General features: G+C 39.0%; 14 protein-coding genes. 6 read left to right on the top strand and 8 right to left on the bottom strand.

Features of this window, described 5'->3' with window-relative positions; translation table 11 throughout:
• From J576_RS14895 to J576_RS14905, 4 genes are all read right to left on the bottom strand, one after another.
• A partial coding sequence (locus tag J576_RS14895) for a cation efflux protein, CzcI-like (RefSeq protein ID WP_068967805.1) occupies window positions 1-308 on the bottom strand: 308 nt, incomplete at its 3' end.
• 197 nt (window positions 309-505) lie between these two features.
• Complete coding sequence (locus tag J576_RS19880; RefSeq protein WP_002050594.1) at window positions 506-679, bottom strand: hypothetical protein; 174 nt, start codon at window positions 677-679, stop codon at window positions 506-508.
• A gap of 137 nt (window positions 680-816) precedes the next feature.
• The gene (locus J576_RS14900; RefSeq protein ID WP_025467861.1) at window positions 817-1,434 is read right to left on the bottom strand and encodes a methyltransferase family protein; all 618 of its coding nucleotides are present in this window, start codon (window positions 1,432-1,434) and stop codon (window positions 817-819) included.
• A 231-nt stretch (window positions 1,435-1,665) separates the two neighbouring features.
• Entirely contained in the window at window positions 1,666-2,061 is a 396-nt protein-coding gene (locus J576_RS14905; RefSeq protein WP_002050593.1) for a cation efflux protein, CzcI-like, read from the bottom strand.
• Between the two features lie 152 nt (window positions 2,062-2,213).
• Here J576_RS14905 and J576_RS14910 point away from each other — a divergent pair, with 152 nt between their 5' ends.
• Together J576_RS14910 and J576_RS14915 are read left to right on the top strand one after the other, a co-directional pair.
• Window positions 2,214-2,906: a YidX family protein gene (locus J576_RS14910; RefSeq protein WP_002052218.1), complete on the top strand. Its 693-nt coding sequence runs from the start codon at window positions 2,214-2,216 to the stop codon at window positions 2,904-2,906.
• A gap of 329 nt (window positions 2,907-3,235) precedes the next feature.
• On the top strand, window positions 3,236-3,616 hold the full coding sequence (locus tag J576_RS14915; protein ID WP_004711619.1) for a tetratricopeptide repeat protein: 381 nt from the start codon (window positions 3,236-3,238) through the stop codon (window positions 3,614-3,616).
• 43 nt (window positions 3,617-3,659) lie between these two features.
• Here the strand turns inward: J576_RS14915 and ettA are convergent, their stop codons facing one another.
• Both ettA and J576_RS14925 read right to left on the bottom strand, forming a co-directional pair.
• On the bottom strand, window positions 3,660-5,321 hold the full coding sequence (gene ettA / locus J576_RS14920; protein ID WP_002052196.1) for an energy-dependent translational throttle protein EttA: 1,662 nt from the start codon (window positions 5,319-5,321) through the stop codon (window positions 3,660-3,662).
• A gap of 220 nt (window positions 5,322-5,541) precedes the next feature.
• Window positions 5,542-7,263 carry a thiamine pyrophosphate-dependent enzyme gene (locus J576_RS14925; RefSeq protein ID WP_002052193.1) on the bottom strand — a complete coding sequence of 574 codons (1,722 nt, stop codon included), beginning with the start codon at window positions 7,261-7,263 and terminating at the stop codon, window positions 5,542-5,544.
• 254 nt (window positions 7,264-7,517) lie between these two features.
• On the opposite strand from J576_RS14925, the gene J576_RS14930 reads away from it, so the two are divergent.
• Both J576_RS14930 and J576_RS14935 read left to right on the top strand, forming a co-directional pair.
• Complete coding sequence (locus tag J576_RS14930) at window positions 7,518-8,801, top strand: O-acetylhomoserine aminocarboxypropyltransferase/cysteine synthase family protein (RefSeq protein ID WP_002052213.1); 1,284 nt, start codon at window positions 7,518-7,520, stop codon at window positions 8,799-8,801.
• Between the two features lie 274 nt (window positions 8,802-9,075).
• The gene (locus J576_RS14935) at window positions 9,076-9,966 is read left to right on the top strand and encodes an SDR family NAD(P)-dependent oxidoreductase (RefSeq protein WP_002052247.1); all 891 of its coding nucleotides are present in this window, start codon (window positions 9,076-9,078) and stop codon (window positions 9,964-9,966) included.
• A 68-nt stretch (window positions 9,967-10,034) separates the two neighbouring features.
• Here the strand turns inward: J576_RS14935 and J576_RS14940 are convergent, their stop codons facing one another.
• Together J576_RS14940 and J576_RS14945 are read right to left on the bottom strand one after the other, a co-directional pair.
• A complete protein-coding gene (locus J576_RS14940; protein ID WP_025467948.1) occupies window positions 10,035-12,224 on the bottom strand; it encodes a bifunctional SulP family inorganic anion transporter/carbonic anhydrase in 2,190 nt (729 codons plus the stop codon).
• 300 nt (window positions 12,225-12,524) lie between these two features.
• On the bottom strand, window positions 12,525-14,876 hold the full coding sequence (locus J576_RS14945; protein ID WP_002052244.1) for a Tex family protein: 2,352 nt from the start codon (window positions 14,874-14,876) through the stop codon (window positions 12,525-12,527).
• A gap of 655 nt (window positions 14,877-15,531) precedes the next feature.
• Here J576_RS14945 and ompR point away from each other — a divergent pair.
• Window positions 15,532-16,296, top strand: coding sequence for an osmolarity response regulator transcription factor OmpR (gene ompR / locus J576_RS14950; RefSeq protein ID WP_000060753.1), 765 nt, complete (start codon window positions 15,532-15,534; stop codon window positions 16,294-16,296).
• 17 nt (window positions 16,297-16,313) lie between these two features.
• Entirely contained in the window at window positions 16,314-17,771 is a 1,458-nt protein-coding gene (locus tag J576_RS14955) for an ATP-binding protein (RefSeq protein ID WP_002052250.1), read from the top strand.
• The last annotated feature ends 10 nt before the right edge of the window (window positions 17,772-17,781 follow it).

The following is a 17,781-nucleotide window of genomic DNA, read 5'->3' on the forward strand; positions in this document are numbered from 1 at the left end:
TCAGATGACTGTATTAACGGTGAAACAATTTTTTCTTGTGCTTCTACAATCACAACATGAAAACATGAAGGTAAATGGTCATGATGATCGGACAAGCTTAGGGGAGATTTATGCGTAATCCCTTCAACCTCAGTCTTTTCAGTATGGCTATGCTGTGAAGATTCATAACTCAAAGCAGCATGATGTCCAAAATGATGTAATGCTTTTTCCTGATTTTCATGGGCGCAAAATGCCGCTGCCACATTCCATAAACTTTGGAATATAAGCAAACAGAATAAGACGGACATGAAAAGTGCAGAACGTGGCAACAGCACACCATTAAACTAAAAAGTTGAACAAAGCCACTATAGCAGGCTCATAGCATGTAATAAAATTACATCTCTGAATGCCAACATAGAAACAATACCGAATAACTTGGATTAAAGATAAATAAGCCATTAAAAATGTTTATCTTTATAGCTAGAAAGCTAATTATTAAATAATTAGCTTTCTGCAAAAATAAAAATTATTTACGTTTACATGTTAAATGAGGATTCTTACTTTTTTCTGTTTTAGCTTTTGTTTCTTGCTGAGACTTAATATTCTTTTCGAGGAATATTAATCCTCCATCAGCATGAGCCAAACTCGTTGAAAGAAATAGAACCATCAAAGCCGATTTTATATTTAATTTAATTAACATCATAATCACCTAATCTAAATATTCCGAATGTATTTAAGGAGTTAATCCTTAAATACATATAATTTTTTTCATGCCTCGATTCATCAATTCAGTACAATCTTCCGATTCTTTGAAAAGCATGCACATTTCACTTTTTACTAGAACCAACTAAATAATGAAGGAAGAACACCATGCGATCGCAGCTCATCAAAAAGTTGGACCAATGCAGCAATCCAGATAAACCAAACGACTTGAGTCAAAAAAAGACGAAAATGCTTTGGTGAGACTTGATAAAAATCTGGTTCTTTAAAATTCTGGAAACTGGGTAAAAAACGGGGAATTGTCTTTACATAATCTGTATATGCTGTTCCATATTTTTCACTTAAAAAAGCTTCTTCTTGACTAATGACATAATGGTAATAACAGAAGAAATAAAGCGTGAATAATATGGGAAAAATGAAAGTCTCAGTAATCAACATGATTCCGAGTCCTCCCAAATAGCTAAACAGATATAGAGGATTTCGACACAGAGAATATGGGCCGTCAGTCACTAACTTGGCATTTTTAAATCCGGAAATGTAAAGACTGCACCATATTCTTCCCATTACTCCGATACCAACAAATAGCCATCCAAAAACCCATAAGATATGTTCTACAAATGCCGCCTGAAAATGCCATTTGCTAAAACTTAAAGCGAGAATAATAGCCAAAACAAAACCAATAACTCTGGAACTCACAGTTCGAACACGGGGGGAAAATAAAATATTCATTTCCATAATCCCCCATTACTGTGAATACTCAGAGACAAGGTAACTGTTTTGTTTAGATGATATTTCTGTTCTTCAGAAAAATTTGATGGAAACTTATATTCTGCCTTTTGATTAGAATAAAGACGTGAATATCTAAATGAGTAATCCACATAAAGGACTACCGTGCCTTGTTTACACATACAATTAACCCTTTGAAATAAATAATATTTCTGGTGGGTTATTTTTCGGCTACCCCACCTATAGCAGGGTTAAAACAGGAGGCGGGTCTTGTTTAGAAATATGAGGAGACTTATAAGAATTAGACCAATAATATTGTTGTTTTGGTTCAGATGACTGTATTAACGGTGAAACAATTTTTTCTTGTGCTTCTACAATCACAACATGAAAACATGAAGGTAAATGGTCATGATGATCGGACAAGCTTAGGGGAGATTTATGCGTAATCCCTTCAACCTCAGTCTTTTCAGTATGGCTATGCTGTGAAGATTCATAACTCAAAGCAGCATGATGTCCAAAATGATGTAATGCTTTTTCCTGATTTTCATGGGCGCAAAATGCCGCTGCCACATTCCATAAACTTTGGAATATAAGCAAACAGAATAAGACGGACATGAAAAGTGCAGAACGTGGCAACAGCACACCATTAAACTAAAAAGTTGAACAAAGCCACTATAGCAGGCTCCCGCCATGTAATAAAATTACAAAACATTGAATTATAGGTTCACTTTTTTACTCAGAAATTTACCAAATTTTTCTGCATAAAAGAATTTTTTAGAGCAATATGTATGTATAAAACTTTAACTACTTTTATATTAGTAACTTGCCTCGGTTTAAGCGGTTGTGCAACTACAATGTTGTCCAATACCCTTCCTAGCGAAACAACCGAAGTTAAGACAAATATTTTAAAAACTGATCAGATTATTGCACTCGGGCAAGCCGTTAAAGATGATCAAAAACAAGGTATTGTCTTTGTTGGTCAAGACTATAATTACTTAATGACTGATGGTAGTTCTGAATTTTTAAAGATTATTAAAACTATACCTGCTAATGACAGAACACTTAATATCCCTTCCCCTCTTATACTCACTATGGAAGATGCAAATCATTTCAATGGTGTAATCCAAGTTCGCTATAACACCCAATTAGGAAATCTCAACGAAAAACAAAAAGATATGTTAAAAAAATTGGGGTTTAGAGAAAATTTTAATGCAGTACTTGAGCAACAAAAAAATCAGTACCCATATATTAATATTTTTTTCAAAGGCCAACTGTATGAAACTAAAAATCCAAAAGATATACAGCAAAAATTAGAAAAACCATATGCCGTTGAGCTACAAGAAAAAATTGAAACAACAACGAAGCACCCGTTTAAAAGCGCTACTCGCAAAGTACTCTATCCATTAGCGATGACTTTTGATGTGGTAACGATTTATCCGTTATTAATTTGGTCTGATTTAAGAGGCGATTTTAATAAATAAAAACTTTTTACTTAAATACAAAACCAGCTTTAAAGCTGGTTTTGTTTAAAAAAATTTCTTTTGTTTGATATTGATAACGCTTATTGAATTCTTCACATTCCAAAAAAATTATGTTCTAGTTTTAAATTTACTCAAGAGAGTCTTTGTTTACCTATAAATTTCGCTAAGCGTAAAAACATCTGTAACTTTTATGTAAGCTAAAACCTCATCATTTTTCATCCAAATGCGCTATATCACATTTACAAAATAAAACATAAGATTTCAATATAAGGGACTAGCTTAAAAGTGTGAGTCAATTCAATCAGATTGAGGAACAAGGGGAGACTATCATGGATATGAAAACAATCAAGCATGGGCTTAATCACTTGTTTGCCTTTGAAAACTTACCAGCCGATATGCATTCACAAGCTGAGGATGAAATTGAACAAGGCTTACGCTTTGAAGAGTTAGCCGTACAAGATCATGAACGTATGCAAAATTGGCTAGATATTACCCCAAACGACCGCAATGCGATGTGGTGTTACCTCCGTGCAGCTTTAAGAGGTAATGCTGACGCTTCTTTTAAACTTGGTATTGGCTATTTAAATGGTCAATTTGGTTTAGATAAAAACTACACTGAAGCTGAAAAGTGGTTAAACAAAGCAGCAAGTCAAGGTCATCCCGACGCTGAACGTTGCTTACAAGAAGCTTTCAGTAAACTTGCCTTCTAATAAAAAAACCAGCCCTTAGGCTGGTTTTTCAATTTAGGTGTAATTAGCCACCAATTTTTTTGTATTTCTTACGATGTGGTTGAGCATCATCACCAAGCTTAGCACGGCGATATGCTTCAAACTCGGTATAGTTACCTGTATAGAACTCTGGTTGCTCATCTTCAAATGACAAGATGTGAGTTGCAATACGGTCAAGGAACCAACGGTCATGCGATACAACCATTACCGTACCAGGGAATACCAAAATTGCATCTTCCAGTGCACGTAAAGTTTCTACGTCCAAGTCGTTTGATGGCTCATCCAGTAAGATAACGTTTGCACCTTGCTGTAAGATTTTTGCAAGTTGTAAACGGTTACGCTCACCACCTGACAATTCACCTACGCGTTTTTGCTGATCTTGGCCTTTAAAGTTAAAGCGACCAATATAAGCACGTGATGCAATTTCATAATCGCCCACTTTCAAGATATCTAAACCGCCAGAAACTTCTTCCCAAACTGTTTTATTATCATCTAAAGTGTCACGAATCTGACCAACATAAGCAACTTTAACCGAATCACCCAGTGTTACAGTACCAGTGTCAGGTTTTTGCTCGCCTGTCATCATGCGGAATAAAGTCGTTTTACCCGCACCGTTAGGACCTACAATACCGACAATCGCTGCTGGTGGTACCGTAAATGACAAGTTTTCGTAAAGTAAACGGTCACCAAATGATTTACTGATGTTCTCTACTTCAACAACCTTGTTACCTAAACGTGGACCAGGTGGAATATAGATTTCAGAGGTCTCGTTACGCTGTTGGAATTCACGTGAGTTAAGTTCTTCAAAACGCTCCATACGCGCTTTGTTTTTCTTTTGCTGACCTTTCGCATTTTGACGAACCCATTCAAGTTCTTTTTTCAATGCTTTAGCAAAAGATTCTTCTTGTTTCTGCTCTTGTTCTAAACGAGCATTTTTTTGCTCCAACCAAGAAGTATAGTTACCTTGGTAAGGAATACCATGCCCACGGTCAAGCTCTAAGATCCACTCTGCAACGTTATCAAGGAAATAACGGTCATGCGTAATCGCAACAATTGTACCAGGGAAGTCTTTTAAGAAACGCTCTAACCACGATACAGACTCTGCATCCAAATGGTTCGTCGGTTCGTCAAGAAGTAACATATCTGGTTTAGAGAGCAATAAACGGCAAAGTGCTACACGGCGGCGTTCACCACCTGAAAGCTTACTTACGTCTGCATCCCATGCTGGAAGATTCAAGGCATCTGCCGCGATTTCAAGCTGGTTATTTAAGTTGTGTGCATCCCAAGCATGGATAATTGATTCTAATTTTTCCTGCTCTTTTGCAAGCGCATCAAAATCTGCATCTGGGTCTGCATATTCTGCAAATACCTGATCAAGACGTTCTAAAGCATCTAGAGCTTCACGTACGCCATCTTCAACGTTACCACGAACGTCTTTAGTTGGATCAAGCGGCGGTTCTTGCTCTAAATAGCCGATTTTAATTCCAGGTTGTGCACGAGCTTCACCAGAGAAATCTTTATCTACGCCAGCCATAATACGAAGCAAGGTAGATTTACCCGCACCGTTCAAACCGAGCACACCAATTTTGGCACCCGGGAAAAATGATAAAGAGATGTCTTTTAAGATTTCGCGCTTTGGCGGAACCATCTTAGACACTCGGTTCATCGTATAAATATATTGGGCCACGCAGGACTCCTCAATTGAAAAACCAACAGATCGCAATGAGCGAAAAATAGTAGCTATTATATGCTGAACGCAGCAAAAAAATAAGGCGTGATTAAGTTTAATCGTTTTTTATAACTGATAAATGACGTCAAAATTGTTTCCTGATATAAAAAATGCATGATCTTGAATCATGCATTTTTCGCTTATTACACTGCTTGAAGATGAGTTCTTCTACATAGATTTATTTAATAAAATTATTGACTAACAAATTTTTAACATCATCTACCCGACCCGACATTAACGCTTTAATCGCATAGAGAGAGGTTGAAGAAACCTGATTCAGGTTAGGATCTGGCGGCATTACCAGCTCCATCGGATTGGTATGCACATCGAGTAAAGCAGGACCATCGTGTTTTAAAAAACTTTCCACTGCCTGTTCTAACCCGTTACCATGCGTTATCGTTTGTCCATGCAAACCAATTACGCGAGCAAGCTGACCGAAATCAGGATTGAGCAGGTCAGTATAATGGTCGAGCAAACCTTCCACTTTTTGTTCAAGCTCTACAAAATTGAGCGAACTATTATTAAATACCACAATCTTGATTGGCAGTTTTTCTTGAATTGTGGTGAGCAGATCTCCCAGTAACATGGCTAAGCCACCATCTCCACATAATGCAATGATCTGGCGGTTCGGGAATGCTTTTTGGGCTCCAAGTGCCTGCGGCATGGCATTGGCCATAGTGCCATGTAACAAACTGGTAAAGGTTCGACGTTTTCCATTTACGTCAATATGCCTTAATACCCATACCATCGGTGAGCCACCATCTCCGAAGAAAATTGCATCTTGATCTGCATAACGGTTGAGTAAAGACACCAGATATTGTGGATGAATCAGCCCATCTTTACCTACCCGCTCTTCTTTACGACGTATTTCATCGCTCTCATGTTTCAACGCAAGACAATGATCTAGAAAATCACGCTCATGACGTGTTTCAAGCAGTGGCAATAATGCATCGAGTGTAGATGAAATTTTACCCACGGCACCTAATGTAATCGGATGGCGACGCCCCAAATGGGTCGGATCAATATCAATTTGCAAGATTTTGGCATGGCTTGGATAATACTGTGCCCATGCGAAATCGGTACCTAGCAAGATCAGCAAATCGCAATCCATGAGGGTGTGATAACCCGCTTTATTACCAAAAATACCCGTCATGCCCATATTGTATGGATTGTCGTATTCGACAAAATCCTTAGCACGTGAAGTATGTGCTACAGGAGCTTTTAACTTCTCTGCAAAAGCCACTAGTTGGTCATGCGCATCCTCACACCCAGCACCTGCATAAATTCCAATTCTTTGATGCTGTGAAATCAACTGAACAATCTGGTTGAGTTCGGACTTATTCGGCAAAATATCGGGATTAGTTTGGCGCGGTGCAAAGGGTAGACCCGCCTCAGCCGACGCTGCACTGATATTGGCCGGAACAATAACCACCGCGACACCACGTTTGGTCAGCGCAGCCTGACACGCCATGCTCATAATATGTCTGGCTTGTGAAGGTTGAGTAATTTCTTCACAAAAAACCGAATTTTTTGCATAAACTGATTTAAAATCGACATATTGTGGAAAGTCGACAAATCCTGCCATCTCGGTAGAAATCTGGCTTGCAATCAAAATGACTGGCGCACGATTACGATGCGATTCATATAAACCATTAATGAAGTGTAGGCTTCCTGGCCCACACGATCCTGCACATGCCGTCAAGTGACCACTGAGTAAAGCATCTGTACCTGCTGCAAAACCACCAACCTCTTCGTGGCGCACATGAATCCATTCAATTTTACTCTTAGACATGGAGTCAGTGACATGGTTTAAGGTGTCACCCACAATACCGTAGCAACGTTGAACACCTGCTTGTTCCAGCACCTCAATGATAATATCAGATACTTTTTGAGTACTCATTAGTTCACTTCTCCAGCTTTTTTATCATGAATTGAATTACTTGTGCTTTTATAGTGTTCTTGCGGGCGACAGACCGCCAGTAAGTTTTTGTGGCGTTCTCTCAACTTCATGTAAATTTAATTGAGTGATTCGAAAAAAATAAAATAAGCTCTTTTATACTTAAAAATGCTGAACTTTACATAAAAATATCTAAATCATGAATAAAGAGTATGCTAAAAAATCTGGATTATTCTTTAACCACTTCGATGATAACAATGTCAAATACATACCGAGACGAAACCTTAGCCATTCACGCAGGCTATACTCCTGAAGCAACAACAAAAGCAGTAGCTGTTCCAATTTATCAAACAACTTCATATGCATTTGATAATACCCAACACGGTGCAGACCTTTTCGACTTAAAAGTTCAAGGCAATATTTATACCCGTATTATGAACCCGACCACTGCTGTGCTTGAGCAACGCCTTGCTGCTCTCGAAGGTGGCATTGGTGCTCTAGCTTTAGCATCCGGAATGGCAGCAATTACCTATGCCATCCAAACCATTACTGAGGCGGGAGACAATATTGCTTCAGTCTCAACTTTATATGGCGGTACATACAACTTATTTGCCCATACGCTGCCAAAACAGGGAATCGAAGTCCGCTTTTTCGATTATCAAAAACCCGAAAGCTTACGTAACTTAATAGATGATAAAACTAAGCTTGTTTTTGTCGAGTCAATTGGTAACCCGCTCGGCAATATCATCGATTTAGAAGCAATTTCAAAAATCGCCCATGAATATGGTGTACCTGTCGTTGTCGATAACACGGTTGCCACCCCTGCTTTATTAAAACCATTTCAATATGGGGCTGATATCGTTATCCATTCGCTTACTAAATATATTGGTGGTCATGGTAATAGTATTGGCGGTGCAATCGTCGATAGCGGTAAATTTCCTTGGGGTAAATATCCAGAACGTTTTAAAGTTTTGAATACACCCGACCCAAGCTATCATGGTGTGAACTATGTCGAAGCATTAGGTGAGGCAGCTTATATTGCACGAGCTCGCGTTGTGCCATTACGCAATACAGGCGCAGCTATTAGCCCGCTCAGTGTTTTCTTAATTTTACAGGGTCTCGAAACTCTAAACTTACGCATTGAACGTCATACTGAAAATGCTCAGAAAATTGCGGAATATTTGCAAAACCATCCGAAAGTAAAATGGGTCAATTACGCAGGTCTAAAAGATCATCCACAACACCAACTTGCGCAAAAATATGTAAAAGGCAAACCTTCTGCAATTTTATCTTTTGGCGTTCAGGATGGCCGTGAAGGCGGTACTCGCTTCATTGATGCATTACAGTTATTTACCCGTCTTGTGAACATTGGCGATGCGAAAAGTTTAGCTTGCCACCCCGCAACCACAACTCACCGCCAGCTCAATGAACAAGAACTCAAAGCTGCTGGTGTAAGTGAAGATATGGTTCGTCTTTCTATTGGTATTGAGCATGTTGATGACCTCATTGCCGATTTAGAACAAGCACTTTCATCTGTATAAATTTTAAACCAACACAGCAAGCCTCTGGAATATAGAGGCTTTTTTTATTTTCAAGTGATTTAACCCTCAATAATAATTAATGGATTAGGGTAATAATTTAGAGTTTTTACTCTAAATAAATTGTTAAATTTCATATATTTACACACTAGACAATTTTTAAACATCTATTAAGATAGGGCAATATTTAGGAGTTCATCAGGATGAACCAACGGTTGTAAAAATAAAAATTACATACCGGAATAAATAGCCCCTGCCCCTACTTAGGTAAAATGCTGTGAATAAAAAATTAGAAGCTCTGTTCCAGGAAAAGGTACAAGGTAAAGTCATTTTAGTGACAGGCGCCTCAAGTGGAATCGGTTTAACGATTTCGAACAAACTTGCTGACGCTGGTGCGCATGTTTTACTGGTTGCCCGTACTCAAGAAACATTAGAAGAAGTTAAAGCAGATATTGAAAACCGTGGCGGTCAGGCATCAATTTTCCCATGTGATCTGAACGACATGGAGATGATTGATCAGGTTTCTAAAGAGATTTTAGCTTCTGTCGATCATATTGATATTTTAATTAATAACGCTGGTCGTTCTATCCGTCGTGCTGTTCATGAGTCTTATGACCGTTTCCACGACTTTGAGCGTACCATGCAATTAAATTACTTTGGCGCTGTGCGTTTGGTTCTTAATATTTTACCGCACATGATTCAACGTAAAGACGGACAAATTATTAATATTAGTTCAATCGGCGTATTAGCCAATGCAACACGCTTCTCGGCTTATGTCGCTTCTAAAGCTGCACTTGATGCATTTAGCCGTTGTCTATCTGCCGAAGTTCATGCACATAAAATTGCAATCACCTCAATTTATATGCCTTTAGTGCGTACTCCTATGATTGCGCCAACTAAAATTTATAAATATGTACCGACTCTTTCACCTGAACAAGCAGCGGACTTAATTGCTTATGCGATTGTGAAACGTCCGAAACGTATTGCCACAAACTTAGGCCGTTTAGCTTCTATGACGTATTCGGTAGCACCTGGCATCAACAACATGTTTATGTCGATTGGTTTCCGTCTATTCCCAAGTTCAGATGCAGCAAAAGGTAAAAAGACTGAGAAACTAAATTGGGCACAAAAAGCTTATGCACGTCTTTTCCCTGGTGAGCATTGGTAATCCGGCATATTAAGGTTATTTAAAAATAAAAAAGCGCCTCTCATTAGACGCTTTTTTATTAATCCTATTTAAGTATCTAAAAATTCAACATGCCCTGTTTTAACATCATAAATCGCACCAATAATTGCAATCTCACCACGATCTAGCAGGTCTTTCAGTACTGTGCTGTTATTAATAATATATTGAATATTGTAGTGAACATTCATTGCTGTCACCTGATTAATAAAAGCTTTGTTTAACTCACGTGGCTGCATAATGTCATATACACTTTCTACCGAACGCATGAGTGGGCCAAGCACATATTGAATATGCGGCATTTCTTTGACATCAGAAACTTGCTTTTGCTGTAAACGTAGCTGACATGCACTGGTCACTGCACCACAGTCAGTATGGCCTAAAACTAAAATGACTTTTGAGCCTTTGGCCTGACAAGCAAACTCAAGTGAGCCTAATACCTTTTGACCTGCAATATTACCGGCAATCCTTAAACTAAATAGATCACCAATCCCCACGTCAAAAATCATTTCAGTTGGAGCCCGTGAATCCATACATCCTAAAACAGCCGCAATCGGATGTTGGCCTTCATCTGCGGTGACACGAATTTGACGGTAAATATCACGTTGTAAACGTTCATTTTTCACAAAGCGTTCATTACCTTCTTTAAGTAAGGTAACGACCTGCTGCGGACTTAATTTGCGCTGTAGATCTCTCGTACTAATGTAAATATCCAAAACTGCATCATCCACCTCTTCATAGTGCTGCTTAAATCCAATAAGCTTAAGATCGACTTGGCGTTTAACTGCCGTCTCATTTTGATAGTCTTGAATGACCTGATAGATATCGGGATCAATCGAATCACATTGAGTGGCATCAATAATCAACTGCTGATCTTTATGAACATGCTCTAATGCAGAAATGAGTGCTGAACGATTCAGAAAAGTGACCTGTGATGGAAGCTCAATACGCGTCACAATTCCATGTAAATGCTTTTCTTTATATACGCGAACTCCTTTATTAAAGTTGCCATACAAAATAAATGCACTACTGGTAAATAGACCTACCAAAATTCCGGTTAACAAGTCTGTCAGTAAAATTGCAACGAGGGTGATAATGAAAGGTAAAAACTGTTTCCAGCCTTTTTGATAAAGCTGTTTAAATAATTTTGGATGAGTCAGTTTAAAACCAGTCACAATTAAAATCGCTGCGAGTGCAGACAATGGAATCATGTTCATGAGTTGAACAAAGAATAAAACTGCTAGAAGCAATAATATGCCGTGAATAATCGTTGAATATTTACTCCGCGCACCTGTATTGGCATTTACAGAACTACGGACAATGACCGAAGTCACTGGCATTCCGCCGATTAAACCTGAAACAATATTCCCCGCACCTTGTGCCCACAGTTCACGGTTAGGTGGAGATGAGCGCTTTTGAGGATCAAGTTTATCTGCGGCTTCTAAGTTTAGTAATGTCTCTAAAGACGCCACAATCGCGAGTGTAATTGCTCCGGTATAAATCAATGGTTCAGCCAGATAGCTAAAGTCTGGAAAAACCAATACCTCTTCTGGTGCTTGTAATATATTTGGTAGTTGAATCAAATTATCGGTTTGGACTGCCCAAGATGAGCCAATATTCATTAAGACAAAATTTAAAACTGCAGCAATGACTACAGCAATTAAAGCTGAAGGTAGTGCTAATTTTTTAAGTGGGCTGCTGTCCCAAGCTAAAATTAAAAATAAGCTCAGCAGTCCAATCAACGCCGCGCCAGTGTCAAACTTTTGGATAACCGTATCTGGTGTAGCAGTCCAAACGTCTTTCCATGAAAAATCAGTCAACCCAAATAAATACGGTAGTTGCGTCACAATAAGAATGGCACCAATGGCAGCCAGTAATCCTAAAATGACATTGTTTGGAATAAAGTTGGCAAAGAAACCCAACTTAAATACACCAAACAGAATTTGTAAAATTCCTGCAAATACAATACACAATAAAAAGGCGGCATAATTGCCGCCTAATTGGTCGAGTTGTACAAGGATGACCGCAGTCAACCCTGCTGCTGGGCCAGAGACACTGATGTGAGAACCACTCAGCAGGCCAACAATAATTCCACCAACAATTCCGGCAATAATACCAGAAATGATTGGAGCGCCTGAGGCTAAGGCAATACCCAAACATAAGGGTAAGGCCACGAGAAATACGACCACTCCCGAAAGGAGATCGTTTAAATGAAATCTATTTTTCAGTTCTAAAGCCGGCATAAAAACAACCATTTATAATATAAAAAAACAATCAATTTTTAATATAACTGCCTGAAAGTGATGAACTTACCTCAAGGCTTTATCGATATTGTCTGACATCGGAAAAGGGTTAAAGTTGAGTTATGCTATAACGTTGTATAGTTGATTGTAGATTTCACACCGTTTTTGTTGATCTTAAGATTCACCTCATCTTTACCACTGCGATTTCTGAAAAACCGAATTTCACAATTTCTAAAGCAAACTTTAAAAATAATAAAAAACCTCCCGTTTGGGAGGTTTTTTTAGATGTTCTAAAGGCTCTTATTTAGAACCTTTAATTCCTGCTTGTAGTAACAATGCACCAAAACCACCAATTTTTTGTTCTTGTGGTTTTTCTTGTTTGCTACGTTGTGGACGTTCAACCTGATCTTTACGTGGTTGTTGAGGACGCTTACCTTGCGGCTTACGCTCAGAACGCTGTTCGTTATTTTGCTCACGACGCGGTGGACGCTGTGCCTTAACGGGAGCTGCACCTTCTGCACGCATACTCAAGTTCACACGATTACGCTCAGCATCAACTTGCATCACACGCACTTGTACGATTTGCCCTGGTTTTACCACTTTATGCGGGTCAGAAACGAATTCATTCGCTAATTCAGAAATATGAACTAAACCATCTTGGTGTACGCCAATATCAACAAAAGCACCAAAATTCGTCACATTCGTTACAACGCCTTCAAGTTGCATGCCTTCAGTCAACTGTGCAACTTCAGTAATATCTTCACGGAATTTAGCTGTGCGGAATTCTGGACGTGGGTCACGACCCGGTTTTTCAAGTTCTGCTAAAACGTCTTGAATGGTTGGCAAACCGAATTTGTCATCAACAAACTCTTCAGCTTTCACCTGACGAATAATTTCAGTATTACCAATGATGTCTTTAACAGTTGTCGCTTTTGCTGCAACAATTTTCTCGACAAGACCATAACTTTCAGGGTGAACAGCAGAAGCATCTAAAGGCTCTGAACCATTTTGAATACGTAAGAAACCAGCTGCTTGTTCAAAAGTACGCTCGCCTAAACGTGGTACGCTTTTCAATGCTTGACGGTTATCAAAACGGCCATGTTCTTTACGGTATTCAACGATTTGCTGAGCAATCGCTTTATTTAAACCTGCAATGTAAGCCAAGATTGCTGGTGAAGCAGTATTTACATCAACACCAACAGCGTTCACACAGTCTTCTACCACTGCATCAAGCGTTTTTGCTAAACCAGTTTGGTTTACGTCGTGTTGATACTGACCTACACCAATCGATTTCGGGTCAATCTTCACAAGTTCAGCAAGTGGGTCTTGTAAACGGCGCGCAATAGACACTGCGCCACGAATTGAAACATCAAGCTCTGGAAGTTCTGCTGCAGCAAGTTCACTTGCAGAGTAAACAGATGCACCTGCTTCGCTTACAGTCACACGTGTTAATTTAAGGTCTGTATTTGCAGCCATCATTTCTGCAACCACAGCTTCTGTTTCACGGCTCGCAGTACCGTTACCAATCGCAATAAGCTCGACATTATATTCACGGCATAGACGTGCAAGCTCAGCAATAGAGCCTTCTTTGTCTTCTTTAGGCGCAAATGGGTAAATCGTGCTGTGAGCAAGTACATCACCAGCATCACTTACAACAGCCAGTTTCACACCAGTACGAATACCAGGGTCAACACCCAAAGTCGTACGGCTACCCGCTGGTGCAGATAACAATAAATGACGAAGGTTTTCAGCAAATACCTGCATTGCTTCTGCTTCGGCAGCAAGACGTTTTTCTGTCAGTAATGAATGCTCGATTTGAGGACGAACTTTACCTAACCAGAATAATTTTGCAGTTTGCTTCAAGAAGTCTTGGCGAGCTTGTGGCTGAATTTGATCTAGGTTGTATTCAGTTTCAATACGTGCCAATGGTGCATCATCTTCACCATCTACTTTTAAACCAAGTACGTTTTCTTGACGGCCACGTAACATTGCCAATAAACGATGAGAAGGTAATTTGTTGAGGCCTTCAGAAAATTCAAAGTAATCGCGGAACTTTTTGCCCACTTCTTTCTTTTCTTCAGAAGCAACAGTACTTTTTAGCACTGCTGTTTTTGCAAAAGTCGCTTTTAATTCTGTAGTAAGCGCAATGTTTTGTGCCCAATCATCAATCAAAATATGCTGGATTGCGTCTAACTGACTTTCTACATCTGGGTAGTCTTCATGACTAAAACCAGCTAATGCTTCTGTCGGATCAATTTGTTCTGAAATAATTTTTTCGGCAATTGGCCCCAGACCCGCTTCTTTCGCCTTGAAAGACTTGCTCGTACGTTTAGGACGGTACGGCGCATAAATTTCTTCTAAAGCATTTTTTGTTTCGGCTGCATTCACCCGCGCCAACAAGTCATCATTCAATTTATTCTGTTCTTGCAATGACTGAATGACCTTTTCACGGCGCTCATATAAATCACGTAAATACGCTAAACGAGTATCTAATTGGCGTAACTGCGTATCATCTAAACCTTGTGTTACTTCTTTACGGTAACGGGCAATGAATGGAACACTGGCACCTTCATCAATTAAGCGGATGGCAGCTTCTACTTGGTTTGGACGTACGGCAAGCTCACTTGCCAACTGCTGAACTAAGTCAGTCATCGTGTTTGATCCCACAAGGATAAAGTTTAAAAGCACTGATTATAAAGACCAAGACTATAAAATCCACACTTGTTTGCGTATTCAAAACGTTTTTTTGTATTGACTGTGAATTTTTCACATTCTTTACTTCATAAAAAACGTTTTAGCTATTCATTTTGGTCTTCAAACCCATATTTTACTTTTTAAAAAATCTGAAATTTATAGGATATCCGTTAAGTAAAATGAAATTTTTAATATAAATTACGAGAAAATGAACATATTGATACAGTATCAGAATGAACAAAATTATAGTTTTTCTTATCTGTCTAAATAGATTATTAAGCTTTAATATTTGAATGAGTTCTCAACCTCTTAGAAAATAAGCTTTAAAAAGCAGCGTTTATTTTTAAAATAATCTATTTGAAACAAATATTTATTAAAATTTAATCGAATAGAATTTAATGAGGGACCGAATGCTTGGTTTTTTCTTTAAGGCTTTGCTAAATTATGGGCATAAGATGTTGTTTTTTGGTTTCAAGCCCCTACGAAAATTGTAATTTTGAGCAAATTGATACATAGTCTTAACAAGAACATCGGCATTATACTGAGGGCTTGTTGGCAATAAGCCTAACCGATCCAATAATATATAAATTATGACTTTAAAAGGGAGTACATCATGAGTTTAGTTGTACCTGCTGAACATCCTGAAACCGTACATAACGAAACGGATCGTGTCGAACGCATTTTAGTGGTCGATGACGATGTGCGTTTACGTACCCTCTTGCAACGTTTTTTGGAAGATAAAGGCTTTGTTGTAAAAACTGCCCACGATGCCTCACAAATGGATCGTTTATTACAACGTGAGTTATTTTCACTTATCGTACTCGACTTTATGTTGCCCGTTGAAGATGGTTTAAGTATCTGTCGTCGTTTACGTCAGTCAAACATTGATACACCTATTATTATGCTAACTGCACGTGGTAGCGACTCTGACCGTATTGCTGGTCTTGAAGCTGGTGCAGATGACTATTTACCGAAACCATTCAACCCAAATGAGCTTTTAGCACGTATTCGCGCAGTATTACGTCGTCAGGTTCGTGAAGTTCCGGGTGCTCCAAGTCAACAAGTTGAAGTGGTTAGCTTTGGTCCATGGTCTTTAGATTTATCTACACGTACGCTTACTCGTGAAGGACAAATCGTTACTTTGACCACGGGTGAATTTGCCGTATTGAAAGCATTGGTACAGCATCCACGTGAACCATTAACGCGCGACAAACTTATGAACTTGGCTCGTGGCCGTGAATGGGGTGCAATGGAGCGCTCAATTGATGTTCAAGTGTCTCGTCTACGTCGTTTAATTGAAGATAACCCAGCACGCGCACGTTATATTCAAACGGTATGGGGTGTAGGTTATGTATTTGTTCCAGATGGTGCTGAATAAGCTTGAGATAAATTAGAGTGAGTTTAGAGCCAATACCACCGCAAAACTTTACCGACTACGTTGCGTACTCAGAGCGTAAACGGACGAGATGGGAACGTTTTCTCGACAAAATTAAGCCACGTTCTGCTGCCATGCGTACCACTATTTTGGTATTGCTGGTGGTGTTCTTTAGCCTCTTTATGTCATTGTGGTTTTTTTGGCGAACCCTCTATTTACCCGAAATTCAACAGCATGCCCGTTATTTGGCTGTTGAACTCGAGCTAGTGAACAACCCTAATATACGTATTTTTCATCGTGATACAGAAGTTGATGTTGATACTTGGCTGCGTAATCGGGTTGGCATTGAATATATAACCGACCCTAAAGAGTATCCAAGCGTTCGCGATAAAGTCATTGCAGAGTTTTTTACCAACCAAGTTGAACAAAAACTTGCAAATGAAATCGGCGCAAAAGACGTTACAGTTTACTTCCAGTTTAAACCTAGCCCACGCATCTGGATTCAAACACCAGAAATGCATGGCAATTGGGTTCGTGAGCCTTTAAAAACCTATGCAAACTATAGTCCTGAGCTATTAATTGGTTGGGTTGTGGGTGTGCCATTAGTTTCGGCCATCATTATTTTAATTTTGATTCGTCAAATGAACCGCCCATTACGTCGTTTGCAAAATGCTGCCAACGAATATAGTAAGTCTGGAACAGCACCATATTTAGATACTAACCATGGCCCTTTAGAAATTCGCCAGGTAAACCAAGCATTTAACCGCATGGTGTATACACTTGAGCAGACCGAGCGTGAAAGACGGATTATGCTAGCGGGTATTTCACACGATTTAAGAACCCCGCTTACACGTATTCGTTTAACTGCAGAGATGCTACCTGATGAGTTTCTACGTGAAGGTCTGGTTTATGACGTAGATGATATGGATGCAATTTTGAATCAGTTCATCTCGTATATGCGGGATGGTTCAGATGAAGAATTAAAAGACACCAATATCAATATATTATTGCAAGAATTAATTGTTCAATTTAAACCGCTTGATATTCGTTTTGAGGTGCAAGATGTTCCGATTATTCCTGCACGTAGCCTTTCTTTAAAACGTCTGATTGCCAACCTCATTAATAACGCAAAACGTTATGGTGCGGAGCCAATCGAACTCAGTGCAAAAGTTGAAAATGAACATATTTTAATTACGGTTGCTGACCATGGTGAAGGCATTCCAGAAGATCAGATTGAAGAATTAATGCAACCATTTGTAAGAGGTAATTCTGCTAGGACCATTCAAGGCAGTGGTTTAGGCCTTGCAATTGTTAAGCGTATTGTCGACATTCATCAAGGTGAAATTCAAATTCATAACCGTGAACAAGGCGGTTTAGAAGTGATTATTTCATTACCTATTCCAAAACCAGCGGCCGAAGAAAACACAACGCCAAATCCTTTAGAAAAAATTAAACAAACTTTAAGTGAGCGCTTCTAATTTGATCAAC

The sequence above is a fragment of the Acinetobacter sp. 766875 genome (assembly GCF_000582055.1).
Lineage (GTDB): Bacteria > Pseudomonadota > Gammaproteobacteria > Pseudomonadales > Moraxellaceae > Acinetobacter > Acinetobacter nosocomialis.